The organism is Thiomicrospira cyclica ALM1, assembly GCF_000214825.1.
Taxonomy (GTDB): domain Bacteria; phylum Pseudomonadota; class Gammaproteobacteria; order Thiomicrospirales; family Thiomicrospiraceae; genus Thiomicrospira; species Thiomicrospira cyclica.
Genome location: NC_015581.1, coordinates 330719 through 354311, shown reverse-complemented (window position 1 = coordinate 354311; position 23593 = coordinate 330719). Strand labels below are relative to the sequence as shown.

1 protein-coding gene (only partly in view) is annotated in these 23593 nt (G+C 57.3%); it reads right to left on the bottom strand.

Every position in this 23593-nt window falls within one protein-coding gene, locus tag THICY_RS01480, for a YDG domain-containing protein, read on the bottom strand. The gene is 87609 nt long; 23120 of those nucleotides lie to the left of the window and 40896 to its right, leaving coding positions 40897-64489 in view, spanning codon 13633 (complete) through codon 21497 (partial); reading right to left, the first codon wholly in view occupies positions 23591-23593. The start codon and the stop codon both lie outside this window.

Sequence of the window (23593 nt, the reverse complement as noted above, 5' to 3'; positions counted from 1 at the left end):
TGGCAATCGTGCGGCCGTTGAGATCGACGGCGGTGCCATCTTGCACCACTACATTGCCTGTGCCGAACGCACTGCTGGTGATGCTACCCGGAGCGCCCGCGGTGGCCGCATTGGCTCTGAGGATGCCGGCCTCAATGGTGGTGCCACCGCTGTAGATGTTGGCACCGGACAAGGTCAGATCACCCGTGCCCTGCTTGGTCAACGCGCCTGAGGTGGAGATCACGCCGGAGATCACGCCCGAAGTGTCGGCACCGAGGATCACGCGAATATTGCCGCTGGTTGAAGTCAGCGCAGCACTGGAAGAGATACCCTTCGAATCGCTGTGAAGGCCCTTGATGCCCTCAAGCACGATGTCGCCAGTGTTGGATTGAATTGTGCCGGCCAGGCGCAGGCCATCATTGTCATTGTTGGCGGTGATTGCCGTATTGCCGCCACCGGTGCCGGTCAGGGTGATTTGACCATTTCCAGTCGCCTCAATCCTCGAGCTACCATTCATCAGGATGCCGTGGTTGGCGCCACCACCATTTGTCGAATTGCCAGCATCCTGCCCGCCACCGGTGCCTTCAATCACCACGTTGCCTGCGGCCGTGATGGTGGTGCCCTCAATACCAACACCCCAGTTACCGCGATTGGTATCGCCGCCAGTATTCGTATTCGCAGAACCGACACCGACGATGGTGATGTTGCCACCGTCAATGCTGGTGCCACCCGTTAAACGCGTGCCAATACCGAAGCGATAATCGGTCTGGAAGCTCTTGCCCGACAAGAACACATCACCACTTCCGGCATCCAGGGTGGCCTTGACCGCATTGATACCCGCGTAGGTCACGCTCAGACCGCTTGCAGATTTCGCTAAGTTCGCGGCATAGGAATCACCCACCGCCAATGAGTTCCAGGTGTCGGCGCCTGCACCACCACCGATCCAGATGTGGCCGCCGTCTGTGGTCACGCTGGAATCGCGATCGAGCAATACGCCGCCCTTATCGTTGCCATCGCGATCGGCCCAGAACACCACGTTGCCGCCATCGGTGCTGATTGCTGTATCTCGATTAACGGCGATGTCACCCGAGGCAATCAGGCGGATATCCATGTCTTCAGCGCGTGCGGTGCTTAGGGTGTCGCCCACGGTGATGTTGCCACCGTAGATCGTGACTGCGCCGCTGATATCCACCGGGTTACTGATCGTAATGTTGCGGTCACCGGTGCCATCAGCGGTCGTGGTCTTACCAATCGTCAGACCGGTCAGCTGGTTGGCCAAAATCCAGTTTTCAAGCACCAAATCGAAGTCACTGGCGAAGTCATCGCTAAATGGCTTCAAGGTCAGGGTGCCGGCCGTATCGACGGTGGTGCCTGGCGTGCCGTCGATCTGCAATTCATCGCCAATGAAGACAACATCGGCGGTGCTTTCTGTGACCGCACTGCCCGCCTTCTGACCCAGTGTGATGTTGGTGCGCGTGCGGACGCCTTCGATGCCACCATCCACGGTGATGGTGCCTGCCGTTGCCAACAGACTGGTGTTGTCGCCCAGGAACACGCCCCAACGAGTCGGGTCACCCGAAGCGTACTCACCCACATAAGTATCGTTGGTGCTCGTGCCCTGAATGAACAGATCACCGCCACCGGTCGCCGCTAGGGTCTTATCACGGCCGTAGTTCAGCAGCACGCCGTAGCTGCCGTAACCTGAGCCGGTGATGGCGATCGCCGTGCCGCTGGTAGCTGCGGATTGGATGGAAAGCGTTCCACTGCCATCGCTCCAAGCCCCATTACCTGCTTGCAGTTCAATACCGTAGGCCTTGTCGCTTTCACCTGCCAATGTGATTCGGCCAGTGCCGGAATCCATCACCAGGTTGCCTTCCTGGCGAAGGCCGACAGCATCCCAATCGCTGTCTTCGTTGGTGCTCTTACCGCGGATAATGATGTCGCCACCGCCACTGCGGATCACAGCACCGTCTTGGATGCGTACACCCGGCGCACTGGCGCTGGTGGCGTAACCATCGGGCAGGCCATCAGCATCCGAGTCAGCGCCACCAGCCAGAACAATCTTGCCGCCGCCAGTCAAACCGCTGGCCGTCGAACCATTGGCAGTGTTAAGCGTGATGTTGCTACCCAGTGAGATACCGCCTGCGCCCGAAGCATCGGCATCCGCCCAGAAGATGATGTCGCCATTGTTGGTCGTGATGGCGCGGCTGTTGGCCGTGGCAATATTGCCCGAGGCTTTCAGTGTGATCGCATCACCGGCGCCTGACGATCCCAGGTCGGCATTGACGTTGATATCGCCGGCATAAACCGTGACGGCACCGCTGATCTCAATGGGATCGGCCAGGGTGACGGTTCTGTCGCCCGTGCCGTCGGCCATGCTCGGCTTGCCAATCGTCAGGCCCGTCAGCGTGCTGGCAAACGACCAGCCACTGATGGTCATGTCGGTGTTGAAGTCGTCTGAATCCGGACGAATCGTCAAGGTGCCGGCGCCCAAGAAGTCTGGTGTGCCCTGCGGGGTGACGTCATTCTCGAGGATCAGCGCGCCATCAGTGATGGTGATGCTGCCGGTGTAATCGACTTCGCCTGTCAGGGTCAGGGTGTTGTTGCCAAGTTTGGTAATCGCGCCTGAGCCGAACACGTTGTTGGCCGCGCTGATATCGGTGTCATGATCAAAGATCAATGCTGCGTTGTTGGTCACCACACCCTGTCCCAGCGTACCTGTGCTACCACCATCACCAATGCGCAGCGTGCCGGTGGTCACTGTGGTGGTGCCATCGTAGGTGTTGGCACCCGAGAGGATCAACTCACCATCACCAATCTTGCTCAAGTTACCGGCACCGGCCATTACACCGGCGTACGTCACGACTTTGGTATCAGCCACGTTGATGGTGCCGTGGTTGCTACCCAAGCTCACGCCACGGTTGGCAGCCAGCGTGAAGCTGTCGGTGGCCAGCAGTGTGCCGCCATTAATGACCAGCTGATTGGGCGCGGCGCTGCTCGGGGCGGAACCCAGGTTGGCATCGCTTGAGATCGACAACACACCGTTGGTAATCGTGGTGCTACCGGTAAAGGTGTTTGTGCCACTCAAGGTCAGCTCACCCGCGCCGGCCATGGTCAGGTTGCCGGTGCCGCTGATGATGCCAGCGATAAGACCTTGATCAGTGCCCGTGCCGCTTTCATTGACTGTCAGGTCAAAGCTGTCCAGGTCAATGGCTTGCGCATCCAGCTCAGTCACATTGAGGGTGGTGATTGCACCCAAGGTGACAGCGTCGCTGTAGGTCTGGCTGCCAATGGTACTCACAGAGCCACCATTAATGGCACTGGTACCTGAGACGGTCAGGCTGCCCAGCTCGAAGGTGCTGCCCACCGCGTCGCCAAATACGGCATTGCCGGTGATATCGAGCGTGCGCTCAAGAGATGCTGCGGTCGGTGTCGCGCCATCGTCTTTGCTGTCGAGCGCTTGCGCAAAGGTCACGCTCGAGGCGGTGATGTCGGTGTTCTGCTCAAGGATGACTGGACCGGTCAGCGTGATCGTGCTTGTACCTGCGCTGTAGGCCGTGCCGGTGAGCGTGATCGCATCAGCCGTGATGCTCTGTACACCCGTCGTGAAGACATTGTTCAGATTGGCCACTGAAGCGCTGTTCACCGTTAGGCTGGCCAGGCGATCGCTGCTGGTCGCTGTGTCCCCAGCAATACCGATCAAGGTCACGCTGCCCGTGCCAGCGGTCAGGGTTAGCGCCTGCGCGCCTTCAACCGTGCTGTTAAAGCGAATGTTCCCGCCGGTCGCGCCGGTAGAAATCGAGCTTGCCGCGGTGGTCAATTCAATGGCGTCATCAAACGTGATGTTGGCGCCGTTGCCTTGGGTATCACCCGCGCCACCGGCAGCAGTAATCGTGCTGGCATCCAGAGTGATCACGCCAGTGTTGGTTTGCAGGGTGATGCCGCCAGCATTGCCGCCCATGCCACCGGTTTGCGTCGATGCGCCACCGCTGGTGGTGATGTCAGACACGGTGATCGCAGCATTGCCGACCAAAGCTCTGATCGCCACCGAACCACCGGCACCACCAGCGCCTGCGGCATTCTCAGAACCCGTGGTGTCGAGGTTACCCGTGAGGTTAATGACGCCATCAGAGTCAATGAAGATCTGGCCCGACGCCGTGCCAGCTGCGGTGGCCGTGGTAGCGATAGCCTGACCAGTGGCCAGATCAACGCCACCGGCTCCGGCTGTGATTGCCACCTGGCCATTGCTACCGCCCGCGGTGGTCGTCACGTTGGCGTTCAAGTCAACCGTGTGGCTGCTGATGGTGATCGCGCCGGCGTTGGTTTCCAGATCGCCATAGAGTGTGAAGGTGCCCGTGCCAGCCACATTGCTACCCTGCGTGAAGCGGGCTGCTTTGAAGGTATCGTTGATGGTCACATTACCGGCCTGGAACAAGGTGACGTTGCCCAATGGGGTCGTACCCCCCACTTCGCCGGTGAAGGTGATGTCGCCCTCGCCTGCCGTTAGCGTCAGGTTTTCGCCACCGTTCAGGGTGCTGGTGAAGTTGATGTCGCCGGCACCGGTGTTGGTGGTCAGGGCGACGGGACCGGTCAGCGTCACAGCCGTTGCAAAGCTGATGTCGTTGTTCGTGGTCGTAATGTCGCCGCCCAGGCTGTTTGTGCCGTTGCCGTTTTGGGTGAAGGCGCCGGTTGCGGTGATGTTGCCTGCGGCGGCTGTGGTGAAGGTGCCTTCGTTGGTCACTGTAACCGTGCCGCTGCTCAGAGCTGCGTTCAGGGTCAGGGCTTCACCGGTGAAGGCAAAAGCGCCACCCAGAGTCACGGGACCATTGAAAGTGGTCGATGTGGTGCCATCGGACTGCGTGAAGCTACCGGCTGTCACCGCTTGTGCGAAGTCAACCACGGCGGCATCAGTGACGGTGAGCGCACCTGTGCCCAGATTGACCACACCACGGATATCGATATCGCCGGACTCGCCCGCGTCGAGTGTCACGGACTCGTGATGGGCGCTGCTGAGCGTGCCCAGAATGGTGATGTCATCATTTGCACCCTTGCCAGAACGGAGAGTGACCACTACTGAGCTGTCGATTAAGACATTCTTCTCAAACGTCACAGAGGCGTTGGAACTCACCAAATCCGAGCCCAACACACTATTGCCGAGGCCGTTTTGCAAGAAGGTGCCACCCACGGTGAGGTCAGCTTCATCGGCGGTGCGGAAAGTGCCGGCGTTCGTCACCGTCATTGTTCCTGTCACAAAGTTCGCCGGCTCACTGATGGTGAGATCCTGCCCAATGAAGGTGAAGTCTTGGGTGACGCCCAACTGATCGCCAAATGTGGTTGAGCTCGTGCCAGCCAGCTGCGTAAAGTTCCGCATCCGGACTTGGTCACTGAACAACACAATATTGGCATCAGCGATCGTTAACTGACCAACGCCCAGGTTCACTTCACCGGTGATACGAATGTCGCCGGCTGAACCCGAATCAAGCCGCAGATGCGGTGCCGATCCGGAAGTCGCACTCTTTAATGTGCCACCCACGGTGAAGTCATCACCGGCAGTGCCGCCCGTCTGAATGGTGATCAAATCACTGCTCTTAAGCGTGACATTGGTGCCAAACGCTATACCGGCGCTGGTGCTGGTGAGGTTAGCGCCAATGGTGCTGTGACCGCTGCCATTTTGCGTGAACTGGCCGGTGACGGTGATGTCTGCCACGTCAGCCGTGGTGAACACGCCTGAGTTGGTCACATCCATAGTGCCACCGATGGTGTTGCCAGCGGCGTTGAAGGTCAGCGCTGTGCCTTCAAAGTCAAAGTTGCCGCCCAAAGTCACAGTACCGTCGAACTGCGTCAAGACCGAGCCGGCACCTTGAGTGAAGCTAGCTGCGTTAAAGGCATGATCAGCGGTCAAAGTGGCGACCGAGTTGATGGTCACTGCACCCAGAGGGGTCGTACCCCCAACGATGCCTTCGAAGTCGATGTTGCCGGTGCCGGCGGTGATTTCCAGGGTGTTGGCGTCACCCGACTCTGAATCCAGCGTGCTGTTGAAGGTGACCGTGCCGGCATCAGCACCCGTATCGATTTCAATATTGCCGGTCAGCGTGGTGGCCGAGGCGAAGGTGACGTCATTGGCATCGGTGGTGGTGATGTCACCGGCGGTTTCGATGCCGGCCGAGGCGGTCAACTCGACATTGCCATCGGCGGTGATGTCGCCCAAAGCAGCAATGGTCAGTATGCCGTCGGTCGCTTCCAGAGTCACCACACCTTCGCCGGTGGTGTTGATGGCGTGGTTGACCGTGATGGCTTCGTTGTTGATCACCACGCCGGCGCTGGCGGTCGTGGCCATAGCTTCGGTGTCATTCAAACCGAAGGTGCCAGCGTTCAAAGTGGTCAAGCCCGTGCCATCCGTCTGTGCAAAGCTGGCGGCACGCAGGCCATTAACCGTGACGCTGTGGGCGCTATCGATGGTCACGGCACCCAGAGGGGTCGTACCCCCAACGAGGTTGGTGAAGGTGATGTTGCCGGTGCCAGCATCAAGGCCTAGCGTGTGCGCTGTGGTAGCGGCGGAATCCAGGGTGTTGCTGAAGGTGATGTTGCCGCCTGCGGTGTTGGTGTTCAGCGTCACGCCCTGCGTCAAGGTCACACCCTGAGCGAAGCTGATACCGGCGTTTCCGGTGTCGATGTTGCCACCGAGGCTGACAGAGCCCGCGCCCACTTGCTCGAATGCATCCGTCAAGTTGAAGTTCGCGCCGTTGGCGATGGTCAAGAGACCCGCGTTATCGATCTCGACCTTGCCGAGGCGGCTATCCGTACTGGTGCCCACTGCGCCCAAGAACTCAACGTCGCGGGCGGTCACGGTCAGTGTATTGGCATCATTGTCACTGGAGTTGACGGTGCCATGGAAGGTCACATCGCCAGCGCTAAGGTTTGAATTCGTGGTGTTGCGGGTATCAATCACCAGCGCCGAGTTAGCCAGCACAGTACCCATAAAGACGACATTCGAGCCATCGGTGATGTAGGTGCTGTTGGTGGTGATCCCGCCGTTTGCGGTGTAACGCTGGAGACCAGTGGTCTTCACATCGCGCAGGCTGATGCTAAAGGCTGAAATGTCGAGCGAGGCCAGTGCAGTGCTTTGACCCACGTGCGCCGTTACCGTCGTGCCAGTCGTCGTATTGCTCTGGAACACCACACTGCCTGTTCCAGCGCGCAAGGTCAGGTTATGGGCGCCATTGATGGCATCGGCGAAGCGAATATCGCCGCTGCTGGTATGGGTGGTCATCAGCAGATCACCGGTCAGGGTGATGGCCCGAGCGAAGGTGATGTTGCTGTTGTTGGTGGTGATATCACCGGCCAAGCTGCTCGTGCCCGCACCGTTTTGGGTGAAGCCTTCATCGGCGGTGATATTGCCTGCTGCTGCGGTGGTGAAGGTGCCCGCGTTGGTCACGGTCATGCCGTCTTCAGCGCGCAAGGCTTGGTTCACCGTCAGATTCTGACCCGTGAAGGTCATGGCACCGGTAAAGTCTGTCACACCGTTGAAGGTGGTGGTGCCGGTGCCGGCGCTCTGGGTAAAGCTGCCTGCGGTCATGGCGGTGGCGGTGACGTCTTCAGCGCTGACCACGGTGATATCGCCGAGACGGCCGATGTTGACACCGTTGTCAGTCGCGGTGCCTACGGCAGCACTGAAAGTCATGTTGCCTGCGCCCGCGGTCAGGGTCAGGTCTTGGCCACCGTTCAAGGTGTCACCGAAGATAATATGACCGCCCGTAGCGCCGGTGCTGATGCTGGCCGCACCGTTAATCAGCTCAGCGCGGGTTTGAATATCGATGGTGGCACCAGCACCCAGCACGCCGTTGCCATCACCGAGGCCGCCCGCAGCGGTAATCGTGCTGTTGTTCAGGCGAATCAGTCCCGTTGATGGGTTGGTGCTCAGCGTAATGGTGCCTGCATTGCCACCATTGCTGCCACTGCTTGTGGCTGCGGCGCCACCACTGGTGGTGATGTTGGCGACGGTCAGCGTGCGGGCGTTACCCGAGGCATCGATCAACACAGAGCCGCCTTGGCTGCCCGCGGAGCCGGTTGTCACGACATCACCGATCAAGTTGATGTCGCCTGTACCAGCGATCTCCACAGAGCCAGAGGTGCGTCCAGCAATCGCGGCTGTGGTGCGGATGGTCTGATTCTCAGCCAACTCGATGCCGCCGGTGCCTGAGTAGATCAGCACCCGACCCAGATCGTTAGCGCCCGTTTTGCCTGCCGTGGTGGTGATATCAGCATTAAGCGTCACAGTCTGGCTGTTAATTCTGACCTCACCCACATTGGTGTCAAGATCGCCCTCAAGCACGAAAGTACCGGTGCCGCGAACAATCTGCGAGAAGGACGCCGCACTGAAATCACTCGAAATCGTCGTGCCAGCCACCTGGTTGATGGTGACTGCGCCCAGAGGGGTCGTACCCCCAACGGCACCGGTGAAGGTGAGGTTGCCGGTGCCGGCGGTTAAGGTCAGGGCTTGAGCACCAGCAGCAGTGGCGTCCAGGGTTTCGCTGAAGGTGATGTTACCCGCACCGGTATCGGTGTTCAGGGTGACGCCTTGAGTCAGCGTTACGGCCTCAGCAAAGCTGATCAAATCGTTGGTGGTGGTGATATCGCCACCCAAGCTCACCGATCCCGCACCCACTTGGGCAAAGGCGCCATCCAGGGTGAAGTGCGCATCGTTATCGATGGTCAATGTACCCGCGTTGTTAATGCGAACCGCACCATCGTTGGTCGTGGTGACAGCTTGCTTGAACTGCACCGCACCGGTGGTAATGTCGATGCCATTGGCGTTTTCTGGGTCACCGCCGATCTGGCCGGTGCTGCTCACGGTGCCGCCGAAGGTGGTGGCGCCAGTGCCCGCAACCTGCTCGATGCTCAACGCATTGAAGGCCATGCCATCAGCGACGGTGACATCTTGTGTGCTGTTAATGGTGACGGCATCCAGAGGGGTCGTACCCCCAACAATGCCTTCGAAGGTGATATCGCCCGTGCCGGCGGTGAGGGTCAGATTTTCGTCGCCATCGAGTGTGCTCTCAAATTCAATGTCGCCATCAGTGGCGCCGGTGTTGATGACTACGGGGCCTTCTTCCAGCATCACACCACTCAAGAATGAGATGTCTCCACCGTTGCCCTGCGCTCCATTGCCAGTGCCTGCACCGCCCACTGCAGTTAGGGTGCTAGCATTCAGGGTGATGACACCTGTTGGATCTGCATCTCCATCCGCGTCAAAAACTGCGAGAGTAATGCTGCCCGCGGAAGCCCCGATAGCTTCTTGACCGTTGCCAGCTCCGCCACTGGTAGTAATGTTAGCGATATCGATCGATTGGCCAGATGCAACCTCAACATACCCACCGGCACCCCCACTTGTACCAGTGCTAATCAGATCTCCTGAGAGCTCCACAGCACCCTGAGATTCGATCAAGATCGCACCAGAATTCACGCCTGCAGTTCCATCAGCAGTGGTGGTGATCGACTTGCCGCTGGACAAACTAACTCCCTCAACGAAAGCACCAAGCAGCACTGCGCCTGCTTGATCCTCAAGATCATCCTCATCCGTGCTGCCAGCCAAGGTCGTCAGATTAGCTTCAAGAACCAGCCCACCCGTGAGAATTCGAATCGCCCCGGTGTTTGTGGTCATATCACCCTCCAGTTTGAAGGTGCCCTGAAGATCTTCCAAACCTGAAGGGTTAAAGGCTTGCGTATAAGAGGCCGCTTCAAGTCCAGCCGTGATGGTGACGTCATTAACAACAGTCACCTCAATATCACCCAGAGGGGTCGTACCCCCGACTTCGCCGGTGAAAGTGATGTCACCGGTGCCGGCGGTGAGGGTCAGATCCTGAGCGCCATCAAGCGTGCTAGCAAATTCAATGTCACCATCAGTGGCGCCGGTATTGATGGTCACTGGGCCATCTTCCAGCGTCACGCCACTCAAGAATATGATGTCACCACCGTCACCCTGCGCCGCCTCGCCTGTGCCTGCGCCGCCCGCGGCGGTCAGGGTGCTACCGTTCAGGGTGATTACACCTGCAGGATCTGCATCTTCATCCGCGTCAAGAACTGCGACGGTAATGCTGCCCGCGGAAGCGCCGATAGCTTCTTGACCGTTGCCTGCACCGCCGCTGGTTGTGATGTTGGCAATACTTATTGAATCTTGCGAAGCGATGAGGACGAACTCACCTGCGCCACCCGTAGCACCCGTGGTAATTAAATCACCTTCCAGGTTCACGGCACCTGCCGCAGCGATAATGATTGCTGCCGAATTTCGATCATTGTCTTCGGCGGTTGTGGTGATCGACTTGCCTTCCAACAAGGTTACACCGCCCACAGCTGCCTCCAATACGACCAAGCCAGCCATGTCTGAAATTTCATCGCTGGACGAGCTACCCGCTTTAGTCCTCACGTTAGCTTGCAGATCCAATGCACCGGTGCTAATCCAAATGCGGCCTGCGCTCGTGGTCATATCACCCAGCAGCTTGAAGGTGCCCTGTGGATCTGACGTATTTGCCTGGTCAATGCCCTGCGTGTAGGAAGCAGCCTTAAGCCCAGCGCTGATGGTCACGTTATGAGCAACGGTCACCTCGATATCACCCAGAGGGGCCGCACCCCCAACAGGGCCGTTGAAGGTGATGTTGCCGGTACCGGCGGTGAGCGTTAGGTTCTCGCCGCCATTCAGCGTGTTGTTGAAAGTGATGTTGCCGCCTGTGGCACCTGTGCCGATGTCGACTGCACCGGTCAAGATGGTAGGCGAGACAAAGGTGACGTCATTGGCATCAGTGGTGGTGATGTCACCAGCGGTCTGAATTTCCAAACCAATAAGTTGAACACCGACATCAGCGGTAATATCGCCGTCCGAGAGAATACTCAGTATGCCCTGTTGCGCATTTAAAACCATCACAGCGGTATTGGCGCTATCGGTAATGTTAATGGCGTGTTCAACTCTAATGGCATCGTTTTCAATTTGCACGCCTGTACCACCCGTGGTCGCGATGGCTTCGATGTTATTTGAACCGAAATCACCCGCCTTCAAGGTGGTCAAGCCCGTGCCAGCCGTCTGCTCAAAGCTGGCGGCACGCAGGCCATTCACAGTGACGTTTCGGGCGTTGGAAATGGTGACCGCACCCAGAGGGGTCGTACCCCCAACGAGGTCTTCAAAGGTGATATTGCCCGTGCCAGCGGTCAGAGTCAGATCCTGGCCACCGTTCAGAGTGTTCTGGAAGGTGATGCTGCCGCCAGTTGCGCCCGTGTCGATGACGGCCGCACCGTTGATCAGTTCAACGGCGTCTGCAAATGTGATGTTGGCGCCGTTACCTTGCTGACCCATGTCTTCAGGCACACCACCGGCTGCCCTGATGGTGCTGTTGTTCAGCTTGATCACACCGGTATTGGTGGTCAGTGTGATCTCACCCGCGTTACCACCGTTATCAGTGCCTGGGTCTGCTGTCGCGTCGCCACCGCTGGTGGTGATGTCGGCGACAGTGATGCCAGCCGCACCGGTGGTGGTAATCGTGACATCGCCACCGCTGCTACCATTACCGGAAGCGTTATCGGCACCAGCGGTATCCAGATTGCCGGTCAACACCACATCACCCGCAGAGTGGATATCGATGGCGCCTGAAATTGTGCCTGCCACATCTGCCGTGGTGGTGATTGCTTTGCCATTGGCCAAGGTCAGCGCAAGACCGTCATTGTCGCCTGCACCCGCGTTGATGGTCACCAGACCATTAGCGCCGCCAGCGGTGGTCGTGACATTGGCGTTCAGCGTGACGATTTCACTGCTAATCGTGATCGCGCCGGCGTTGGTGTCCAGGTCGCCGTTCAAGAGGAACGTGCCCGTGCCTACCGTCGCATTGGGCTGGTTCAAGGATGCGGCGCTGAAGGCTTCGCTGATGGTGATGCCAGCGACCTGATTGATGGTCACGGCGCCCAAACGTTCGACGCCACCAACAACATCCGAGAAGGTAATGTTACCCTCGCCGGCGGCCAAGATCAGGGATTGATCGCCTGCAGTGGTGGCATCCAAAGTATTAGAGAACGTAATGTGGCCAACGCCAAAGGAACCTCCGTTCGTCGTCAATCTCACGCCCTGACTCAAAGTCACATCCTGAGCAAAGCTAATGTCTGATCGATTGGTATCAATGTTGCCACCCAGCACAACTGAGCCAGACCCAACCTGAGCGAATGCACCCGCAAGCTCAAAGTGCGCATCATTATCAATGGTTAATAGCCCTGCATTATTCATGCGAACTGAACCACCAGAACTGGTTTTCACCCCGGCCTTAAAGCGCACAGTATCGGCATTGATGTCTACGCCATTGCCCGTCAACCCGTTCGAATCAATAACACCAATGGTTCTGAGTAAGCCACCAAAGGTGGTTATTCCCGAACCGGCTTTTTGCTCGAAGCTCAGCACCCTAAATGTCTTGTTATCTGCCACCGTCACATCGGTCGCTGTGGTAATGGTGACAGCACCCAGAGTGCCATTGGTACCTGTGCCCACATCATCCATAAAGGTGATCGCACCACCACCTTGGCCATCAATGGTTAAGCTATAGACAGACAAGAAAACGTCGTTATTGAGCACTTCAGTACTGTCGACCGTACCGGTAAAGGTCACGGCACCCGTGCCGCGGGTGATGATGACATCGTCATCCAGGCGTGTGGCGCCGTTCAAGCGCACGATACCGTTGCCGGTGTTGGTGTCGATGGTCAAGCCATCCAAGCGGATGTTGGTGGCGGTGATGTCAACGCCCTCTTCCGCCGTGGTGGTCACATTGCCCGTGAGCGTGGTCAGCGTGCCGCTTTCTTGCACCAGGCTTTCGGCCTCAATGGTGCCCGAGGCCAGGGTCTCATTGGCGCTCTTGATCAGGATAGCGCCCAGAGGGGTCGTACCCCCAACTGGGCTGGTGAAGGTGATGTTGCCTTCGCCGGCGGTGAGGGTGAGGTTCGGACCACCGTTTAAGGTGCTGGAGAAGGTGATGTTGCCGGCGCCTGTGCCCGTCGACATCGCAACCGTATCAGCAAAGGCCAGGGTCACGCCGGTGGCGAAGCTGATGGCACTGTTGGTGGTCGTGATATTACCGCCAATGGTGCTCGTGCCCGCGCCGTTCTGAGTAAAGCCTTGATCGGCGGTGATGTAGCGACCGCCTAAAGTTGCAAATGTGCCTTCATTGGTCACGGTGACCGTACCAGCGCTGTCAATGTGACCATTGATCGTCAGGTTCTGGCCGGTAAACGCAAAGTTATCCGACAGATCCACTTCCATGAGCGAGGTAGACACGGTGCCGGCTGACTGCGTGAAGCGGCCTGCGGTGATCTGGTCACTGAAGTTGACCGCTGACGCATTGGTGATCGTCAGGTTACCTGTACCCAGATCCACTTCACCGGTCACCGTAATACTGCCGTCCGAACCAGCGTTCAGCGTCAGTGACTCGTTATCCGCACTGGTAATCGTGCTCATGAAGCTGATGTTGTTACCCGATGCGCCACCTGAGGTCACAGTAATGAGGCCAGTGCTATCGAGTGTCACGGCATTGGCAAAGGTCACGCCAGCACTCGTACTCTGCAGATTCGAACCCAAGGTCACGGTGCCGCCGCCCAACTGCTGGAAGGCATTGGTCACGGTGATGTTGGCCACATCGGCGGTGGTGAACACACCGGTGTTATTAACCGTCATCGTGTCACCGACCGTGTTGTTCGCCGCATTCAACGTCAACGAACGGCCTGTGAAATCAAAGGCGCCACTCAGAGCCACAGTGCCATCAAAGGTGGTCAGGCCGGTGGTCGTGTTCGCGGCAGACTGGGTGAAGCTTGCTGCGGTCACGCTCTGCTCAAATGTGGCCTCATTAGCGTTAGTCACGACAATCGCACCGAGCGCATTGGCTGCCACACCACCGACTGCGCCGCGCACCGTGATGTTGCCAGCCGCGCCGGCGTTCAAGGTCAAGTCTTGGCCGACGCCAGTGATAGCTGCGGTATTGTTTGCGCCCAACACAATGTTCTGGCCGGACGCGCCGCCGGTGCTCAGTACCACAGCGTCGCTACCCGTCAGTTCAATGGCGGTATTGAAGCTCATGCCAGCGGTAGCCGTCAGATCGCCGCCGAGGCTGCTGGTGCCAGTGCCGTCTTGCGTGAACTGGCCGGTGACTGTGATATCTGCCACATCAGCGGTGGTGAATAGACCTGCGTTGGTCACATCCATGGTGCCGCCCACGGTGTTGCCACTGGCGTTGAAGGTCAGCGCCTGGCCGGTGAAGTCAAATGCACCACTCAGATCCACGGTGCCGCCGAAGGTGGTTGCGCTGGTGCCCGCTTGCTGCTCGAAGCTCACGGCGTTGAACGACTTACCACTTGCAACCGTGACGTCCGTTGCTATGGCAATGGTTACCGCGCCGAGGCGACCGATATTGTCTTCGGCGGTATTCTCTGCCGCACCCACGTCACCCTCAAAGGTGATATTGCCCGTGCCGGCCGTCAGAGTGAGATCCGCTGGATCATCCGCCAATGGATCTGTATTCAGCAGGCCTGTGAATACAATCGTGCCGCCTAAGCCGGTATCAATATCAACCGCATTAATCTCAATTGCATTGGTGAGCAATGTATCGCCAGCAAAGGTGACATCGGATGAGGACGTAAACACATCGGCGCCCGAGATAATCTCATGTGACGTCAACACCACCGCCCCATCGGAATTAATGGTGATGCCCGCTTCTAGAAGGATGTAATCGGTGTCATCGTCAGACCCTGTCTGCAGGGATACCCCACCCCCCTCTGTGGTTGTGATATCACCCCAAACGTAGATCTCCAAAGTCGTGATATCGACGCCCGTCGCCGCATTGGTATCAACCTCACCGAGCTCAGTCCTGCCCGTTCCTGCCGTCTGAGTCAGGCTGGCCGCAGTAACAGCAGAATCGAAATACAAGTCACGTGCGCTGGTAACAACGACGTCTCCAACACGGCCGCCATCATCATCGTCACCAACCGCGCCAATCAATGTCACATCGCCCGAGCCTGCGGTAATGGTTAGATCTTGCTCACCCGCAACGGTCTCATCAAAAGAGATATCCCCGCCACTTGAACCCGTGGTGATGGTCACAGCCCCTACGGTCAGTAACACAGGGGTTTCAAAATCAATATCGCCACCCGCGCCCTGGGCACCCTCGCCATCACCTGCGCCACCCACAGCGGAGATCTGGCTGCCCTGAAGTTCAATATCGCCAGTTGCTGAAGAAATGAAGATATGCCCAGCATCAGCACCGGCATTGTCGCTGCCATCTGCGGCCGCGCCACCATCGGTCGTGATGTTGGTCACGGTGATGTCGCCGTCTGCCATGATGGTTACCGATCCGCCGATGCCACCTACTGCCCCAGTGGTGATCAAATCGCCGAACAGATTAACCTCGCCCACTGAATCGATATCAATCCAGCCCGATTCGATTCCGGTGGTGCTGGCAGTGGTGGTAATTGCTTGGCCCGACACCAGTGTAATGCCACCCAAACCGGCCCCAATGAAGACCTCGCCAAGGTTTTCATCACCCGAGGTGTTCGTAATGCTTGCATTGAGCTGCACCTTGTAACTGTCTATCGAAACCGGGCCATCCGACGTATCCAAAGCTGCATTGAGAGTGAAGGTACCTGTGCCTGTAAAGAACTGCTCAAATGCTGCAGCTTTGAAGGTATGCTCTTCGCCAGATATCCCAAGGGTTACATCGTAAGCATCATCAATGGTGACGACACCCAAGCGGCCGATATTCTCTTCGGCATTGTTCTGGGCAGCGCCGACGTCACCCTGGAAGGTGATGTTGCCAGTGCCTGCGGCCAGGTTCAGATCCTGGCCACCGTTGAGTGTGCTTTCAAAGGTAATGTCGCCGCCGGTCGCACCCGTGTCGATGGCAGCTGCACCGTTGATCAGTTCAACAGCGTCCGCAAACGTGATGTTGGCACCCGCGCCCTCAGCACCATTGCCATCACCCGCGCCACCGGCAGCAGTGATCGTGCTGTTGTTCAGCTTGATCACACCGGTAGTAGTGGTCAGGGTGATCTCACCGGCGTCACCACCATCATTGTTACCGGCTGTCGCGTCGCCACCGCTGGTGGTGATGTCGGCAACAGTGATGCCAGCCGCACCGGTGGTGGTAATCGTGACATCGCCACCGCTGCTACCATTACCGGAAGCGTTATCGGCACCAGCGGTATCCAGATTGCCGGTCAACACCACATCACCCGCAGAGTGGATGTCGATGGCGCCCGAGGTGGTGCCCGCATCAGCTGCGGTGGTCGTAATCGTCTTGTTCAGTGCCAGACCCAAGCCGCCTGCACCCGCGTTGATCGTGACCAAGCCATTGGCGTCGCCAGCGGTCGTCGTGACATTGGCGTTCAGCGTGACGATTTCGCTGCTGATGGTGATAGCGCCGGCGTCAGTATCAAGGTCGCCGTTCAAGAGGAACGTGCCCGTGCCTACCGTCGCATTGGGCTGGTTCAAGGATGCGGCGCTGAAGGCTTCGCTGATGGTGATGCCAGCGACCTGATTGATGGTCACGGCGCCCAAACGTTCGACGCCACCAACAACATCGGTGAAGGTGATGTCGCCCTCGCCTGCAGTCAGCGCCAGAGTCTCGGTACCCGCGGTCGTGGCATTCAGCGTCTCGGTGAACGTGATGTTGCCGGCGCCCGCACCGGTTGATAGTGTAACATCCTGCGTGAGCGTGACATCGGTAGCAAAACTTATGTCATCATCCACAGTTGTGATGTTGCCACCAAGATTGACTGTATTTGGCAGTTTAGGATTGGTTGACACTCCCGTCTGCGCAAACTGACCCGCGATACTGAAGTTTGCGTCGTTATCAATGGTAAGTTTGCCCGAGTTTTCTATCGTGACTGACCCACCACCTGTGGTGGTCACAGCCTGCTTAAATCGGACATTCTTTGTGGTTATTTCAATGCCATTAAAGTTTGGATTTCGATCGATGGGTTCAATTTGACTACTTGTATTCACAGTACCGCCGAAGGTCGTGGTACCTGAACCCGTTAATTGGTGAATAGATTCTGCATTAAACGCGATACCATCTGACACCGTCACATCAGTCGCAGTAGCAATTTCGACCAATCCTAGGCGACCATGCGTCTTAGCACCCACAGCGCCTTCGAAATTAATTGCACCGCCGCCATCATGATTGACGCCATCGTCGTCGATGCTCAGCGCTGCGAAAACCGAATCGTCGTTGTTCGAATTGGCAATACTGTCAAGCGTGCCTGCAAAGGTCACTGCACCCGAACCGCGGGTAATAGTCACATCGTCATCAAGCCGCGTGGCTCCATTGAACCGAACAATGCCATTATCCTGGCTGGTATTTATAGTCAAAAGCTTCAGTCTGATATCGGTGGCAGTAATATTCACCCCAGCAGATGTGTCCGTGATAACGTCTTCAGTCAAAGTGGTTAACGTGCCTGCCTCCTGTATCAGGCTTGCCGCAGTCACTGCTCCGGAAAAAAGCGTCTCATTGGCGCTGTGGATCAGAATGGTTCCCAGGGGATCATCATATTGAACACTCAACTCAGTTGACGGGTCTGTAGCGCGAAAGACTATGTTGTAGGGGCCATCCCCTCCTACCCGAGAAGCAAATGTGATGTTGCCGGTGCCGGCTGTCAATGTAAGGTCGTTTCTTCCACCCAAGCTGCTATCGAACTCAATGTCACCGCCATTGACATCAGTATCAATCTCAACATTTCCGGTTAGCGTTGTGATGGAGGCGAAAGCCACCTTGTCAGCGCTGGTCGTAATGTCGCCAGCCGTCATAATTTCCACAGAACTGGTCAGCTGAACAGCACCGTCGGCATTGATATCGCCGTCGGCCTCAATGATCAGCTTGCCATTGGTGGCTTCAAGAGTGACCACACCGTCACCTATGGTATTAATCTGATGCTTTACGTCAATCGACTCGTTATTGATGACAACGCCTGCTGCACTGGTCGTTGCAAGCGCTTCTGTCTTGCCAGTAAAGAAACCAGCATTGAGTGTGGTTTTACCGCTACCACTTGTCTGCTCAAAACTCGCGGCGCGCAAGCCAGTAATTGCCACATCGGCGGCATCAGCAATCGTGACTATACCGAGCGGATGCGATTGACCAATCAGTCCTAGAAGATCAATATTGCCCGTGCCACTATCGAGCGTAAGATTGCGCGCCAAGCTCGTGGCAGAATCAATCGATTGATAGAACTTAATTGCGCCGTCGATTGCAGTCAGGCTTGTGTCAGCACCCAGTGTGACAGCATCGTTAAACACCATGCCTGCCACGCCAGAAGTGGTGATTGCACCACCGTTAACCTGAGTGGTACCCGCCGCATCGGTGACAATCGACACCAACTCGCTACCTGAAACACCGCCCACAACACCACCAAAAGTGGTAATTCCTGCGGTATTCGCGGTTAGGGCAAAGGCGCCGTTTAGCGTGTCAGCAAAGGTGATCGCACCTGCGTTCTGTGCAGTCAGCGTAGTATCGGCACCTAACGTAGCCGCGTCGTTAAACACCATACCTGCGGCGCCAGAAGTCTTAATAATGCCGCCGTTGATCTGAACCGTACCCGCCGCATCGGTGACAATCGACACCAATTCGGTGGTGTTACCCACTGCGCCACCAAATATCGTGGCACCGGCCGTATTCACAGCCAAGGTATAGTCGCCATCGAGCGTGTTCTGGAAGTCAATATTGCCAGTGTTTGTGCTGGTCAGCGTGGTATTCGCGCCCAGTGTCACGGCACCGGTGTAGGTCTGGATGCCCGTGGTTGTGACCGAGCCACCGTTGATCGCACTGGTACCCGACACGCTCAGGCTACCCAGTGATCCGTTGTTGGCACCACCCACAGCGCCTTCAAACACAGCATTAGCGGTCAAGCCCAAGGTACGGGCGTTGTTGGCACTGCTATTCAAAATGCCGTCGAAAGTAATCGAGGACAAGGCGCCATTGTTGGCCGCCTGTGCCGTCATCGTGGTGTTGTTACCCAACACGGTCGAACCGGTGTACAGCTGAGTGCCCGTAGTCACGACCGCATCGTCGCCGCCATCAATGTTGATGGTGGCAGCCGTAGCGTTAACAGTAGCTGCCGTCACATCACCCTGGAAGGTCAAGGTGCCCGTGCCAGCGGTAATAACCAGATTATTAGTACCCGTCAAGGTACCAATAGTGATGTCAGCACCCGGTGAGTTGACCGTATTCAGCGTGGTATCGGCCGACATTTGAACTGTGCCCAATGTCATCGCGGCGTTGCTGGTTTCAATCGTACCCGCTGTCACCACTGTGGCAGGCGCAGTCGCCGTCAAGCCACCGGTGAACTCGATGGTGTCGGTCTCTTGATCACCCAGAGTCACGGTGCCGCTGGTGCCAAAGGTGGTGTTGCCAGCAATCGTGTTGTCACTGCCGGTGAAGCTGATGGCGTAACTACCCGTGCCCACCGTCATACCCGTCGCAATCGTGACGTCATCTTCAAACGCAATTGTCTTACCAGCTTGTGCCACATCATTAGCAATCGCCAACGTATTAGCCGCTAAAGTACCTGCAAAAGTAACGCCCTCACCGCGCGTTAAGGTGATAGTACCGATATCGGTGCCGACGCTGCCGGTCACCGTTACGGTGCCTGCGGTGTTAAAGGTCACATCCGACACCGCACCGTCTGCGGTACCGGCAATCGAGGCCACAGTGATGTTGCTCGCCGTGTTACCACCAATGGTCAGATTCGCGTCATCCGCTAAGGTTAACGCTGACACCGTAATGTTGCCGGTTGACACACCGCCGATCACGGTAACACCAGATACCGCAACACCCGTAGTCGCATCACCCAGAGCTATCTCAGAAGCACCTTCACCACGAACCGTACCACGAACATTCACAAGGCTTTGCGTTGCCGCAGTTACGCCATTAGTAAACACAAGGGTATCCGTATTATCGTTACCCAGCGTCAAGACACCGGTGTTGGTGAATGCGACGTTGTCGGTGATGGTGGTCTGATCACCCAGCAGACTTAAGGCGTAGCCCGCAGCTGCTGTGGTCAGGCTGGTGGCCGTCAAATTCTGTTCAAAGGTCACCGCACCGGTGGCGCCAGTTGCTTGCACTGTCAGCGCATCAATGCCTGACACTACGCCCGAGACCGTGGTGGTGCCTGTACCAGAAATAAGCGTCAGGCTGTTATTAGCGCCTGTCACACTGGCCAATTGAATCGCACCCGCGCCAGATCCGCTAGACAACGTAATAGTCTGTTCGGCGCTATCGGCATCAACCAACAATGTCAGCGCACTGCCAATAGTCAGAGCGGCATTGTCAGTGGTGATGTTCGCACCCAAGTTCATTAGGCCGGCGCCGTTTTGAGTAAAGCCACCGTCAGCGGTGATGTTGGCACCCGCCGCTACGGTCAGTAGACCGGCATTGGTAATCGTTGTACTACCAGTACTGCTCCAGGCCTGGTCAATGTTGATTGCGGCACCGGTTAGCGTAGTGCTGGTAGCAGTGACCGTATCTTGATAGGTCTGATCGCCAGACGTCGTTACATTGGCCTGCAAGGCCAAGTCATCTTCAACCATCAAGCTGGTGATGGCGTGTGTGCCGCCGATGGTGCCCGAGAGGGTGATCAGGCCTGTGCCCGTAGCCGTGTTGCCAAGAGTCAGTGCCGAAGCGCTGCCTGCGGAAGCGGCATTAATGGTGCCGGAAATTGTGAGTGCACCGTTGTTGCGAATCAGCGTGTTGCCATCAAGCGTCACAGCACCAGACACAGTTGCCAAGTTGGCGCTGGTGTTAAAGATCGCACCAGTGCGGATACCAGACTGGTCAACACCCTGCCCCTGAACGGCGATGGTGTTGGCGACGGTGCGGCCATCCAGATCCAGCGCGGCATCGCTTTGAATGGTAACAGCGCCGGTACCGAACGCACCGCCTGTCAGCGTATGACCATCCAAGGTGCTGTTGGCGCCGGCTTGCAAGATACCATCTGCCACAGTGGTGTTACCGCTGTAGGTGCTCACGCCCGCCATACGCAGCGTGCCGGGGCCTTGCTTGATGAAGTTACCGCCACCGCTAATGGCCGCTGCAATCAAGCCATTGTTGCCGAACTCTTCCACCGTCAGGTCAAAGCCCGCGTTATTAATGGCGGCTGCACTGAAGTTGGTGACCGAGAAGGTCGTGTTAGCCCCAAGCGTCATGGCCTCGCCATAGCTCTGAGTGCCGGTGGTGGTCATCGAACCACCATCAATCCGAACCGTACCACCCACATCGGTGGTGATGGTCGCCGCCGTCACTGCCGACTTAAACCAGGTCTGACCGTCGCTATTCACGGTCAAATCACCCAACTCACCATCGGTTGCACCACCGACGATACCGTCAAAGGTCACGTCACCCGAACCGGCGTTAATCGTCAGGTTATAACCTTCTGTTGCTTCAGAATTCAACGTGTTCTGGAAATGCACCGCGGCGTTGGTCGTAGCCAGTGTCACCGAGGAGCCCAAGGTCACCGCACCAGCGAATGTTTGCGTACCTGCGGTGGTGATATTGGCGTCAATCACGCTGGCGTCATCGGTATGCAGGCTTGCAATTGGGCTTGAGCCGCCGACGATGCCGGACAGCGTCACCAAACCGGTATTCGCGAAGGTCAGTGCTGAGTTCGCAGCACCGGTAGCTTGGTTGATTGTGCTGTTGATCACCAAGGCGCCAACATTGCGTACCGTCACGTTATCGGACAGCTCGATGTTGCCGTTCACGGTAGCCGTGCCCGCGGCCGAGTTAAACAAGGCGCCAGAATCGTTGTGACCGGTACCAGCCAAGGTCAGGTTGTTGGCAACCGTCAAGCCATTCAGATCCAGGCCTGCTCCGCTCTCAACAGTCACGCGCCCCACACCGAATGGTCCATCGGTAAAGCTTGGGCTCTCCGTGCTGGAAACACCGGCTTGCAACACACCCGCTTCAACCGTGGTGCCACCACTGAAGGTGTTATCGCCCGATAGGGTGAAGGTGCCCGTGCCCTGCTTGATCAGGTCGCCGTTACCCTCGATGACACCGGCGAAGGTGGTGCTTTCATCATCACGACCGACACGCAAGGTGCGCGATCCGAGATTCACCGTACCACCTGTGCTGCCACCGCCGCTTAAGCGATCAATGATGCTATCAAAACTAATCAACTGCAGTGTGGCGTTTTCGGCATTTGCAATTTCGACCCGAGCGTTGGTCAAAGCCTCTGCAGAACCCGCCACCAAGGTGCCGTCATTAATGGTGGTGATACCCGTGTGGGTATTGGTGCCGGTCAGGGTCGTCGTACCCTCGCCCTGCTGGATCAAGTTACCCGCACCACTGATGTTCTGGAAGATCGTCACCGAGTCGCTGCGGTTGATGATGAAGGTGCCGTTGTTCACAAAGTCGGCATTGCTATTTGATGCCAGGCTGCCCACTGTGCCGCCCGCACCCAACTGCAAGGTACCGGTATCAATCGCGGTCTTGCCGGAATAGGTGTTGGTGCCGGTCAAGATCAGGGTGTTGGCACCCACTTGGGTGAAGCCAAACGCACCGCCCGTCTGACCAATCGCACCCGAGATCGTGCCGTCTTGTGAAGCGCCGATGCGGGTATCCGAAGCCAGAGTGATGGCACCGGCGTAGGTGTCAGCCGTTGTGCTGGCGAATTCCAAGGCCCCGAGCTGTGTCGAACCATCAAGGCTCCAGCCCAGGCTGTTAAGCGTCAGGGTGTTATTAATCGTTTCACCACCCATGTTCAGTTGCAGCGTGCCGCCAGCCTGAACTTGGATATTCGAGGTGCCCAGTGACAGCGGATCTTCTTGAATCAGGCGGGCCTCTTCGATGATGGTTTGACCCGAGAAGGTACCTGCGCTAGTGATGCGGTAGGAGCTTTGTCCAGCCGTACCTGTGCCGCGCACACGCAAGGTGCCATCACCCGCAATCGGGTTATTGATTGTCAAAGCAGTGTCGTTACGGAACACATCCACTTCAGCGTTCTCAGCAATGGTGACAGTGCCACCGTTACCCAATGTACCAGCCGCTGCGCCGACGCCAATCTGCAAGCGGCTATCGTTGTTAATGTTCCAAGCGCCCGTGTTGGTGTTCGCACCGTTCAGGATCAACAGGCCTGCTTCGGTGGTCACGGCACTGTCACCGCTCAGTGCACCGTCGATACGCAGCGTACCGGCACCGATCTTAGTCAGATCCTGATTGCGGGTACCGCCGTTGCTGTTGAAATGTAGCATCGCCGCAGCATTCTCAATTTCGATGGTAGCGGCTTGACCAGACGCATCGAACCACAAGAAACGATTAGTTTCTTGTGCACTCGTGCCGGTGTAACGCAAAGTACCACCCTCAATACCGATAAAGCCTGTGCTGCCAGAGCCTGAGCCGACGTTACTTGCAGCACCGTCTTTGATGTCAGCGACTGACAAGACACCGCCTAAGATTGTGGTGTTGCCGGTGTAGATGTTGGCACCTGTGAGGGTCAACAGTCCGTCGCCCTGCTGGGTGATACCGGCCGTTTGGCGATGGCGCCAATTGGATGTGCCAAGTGCATTCATTAATTTGGCATCGATCGTCAGGTCTGCTGACTGGTCAATATCAAA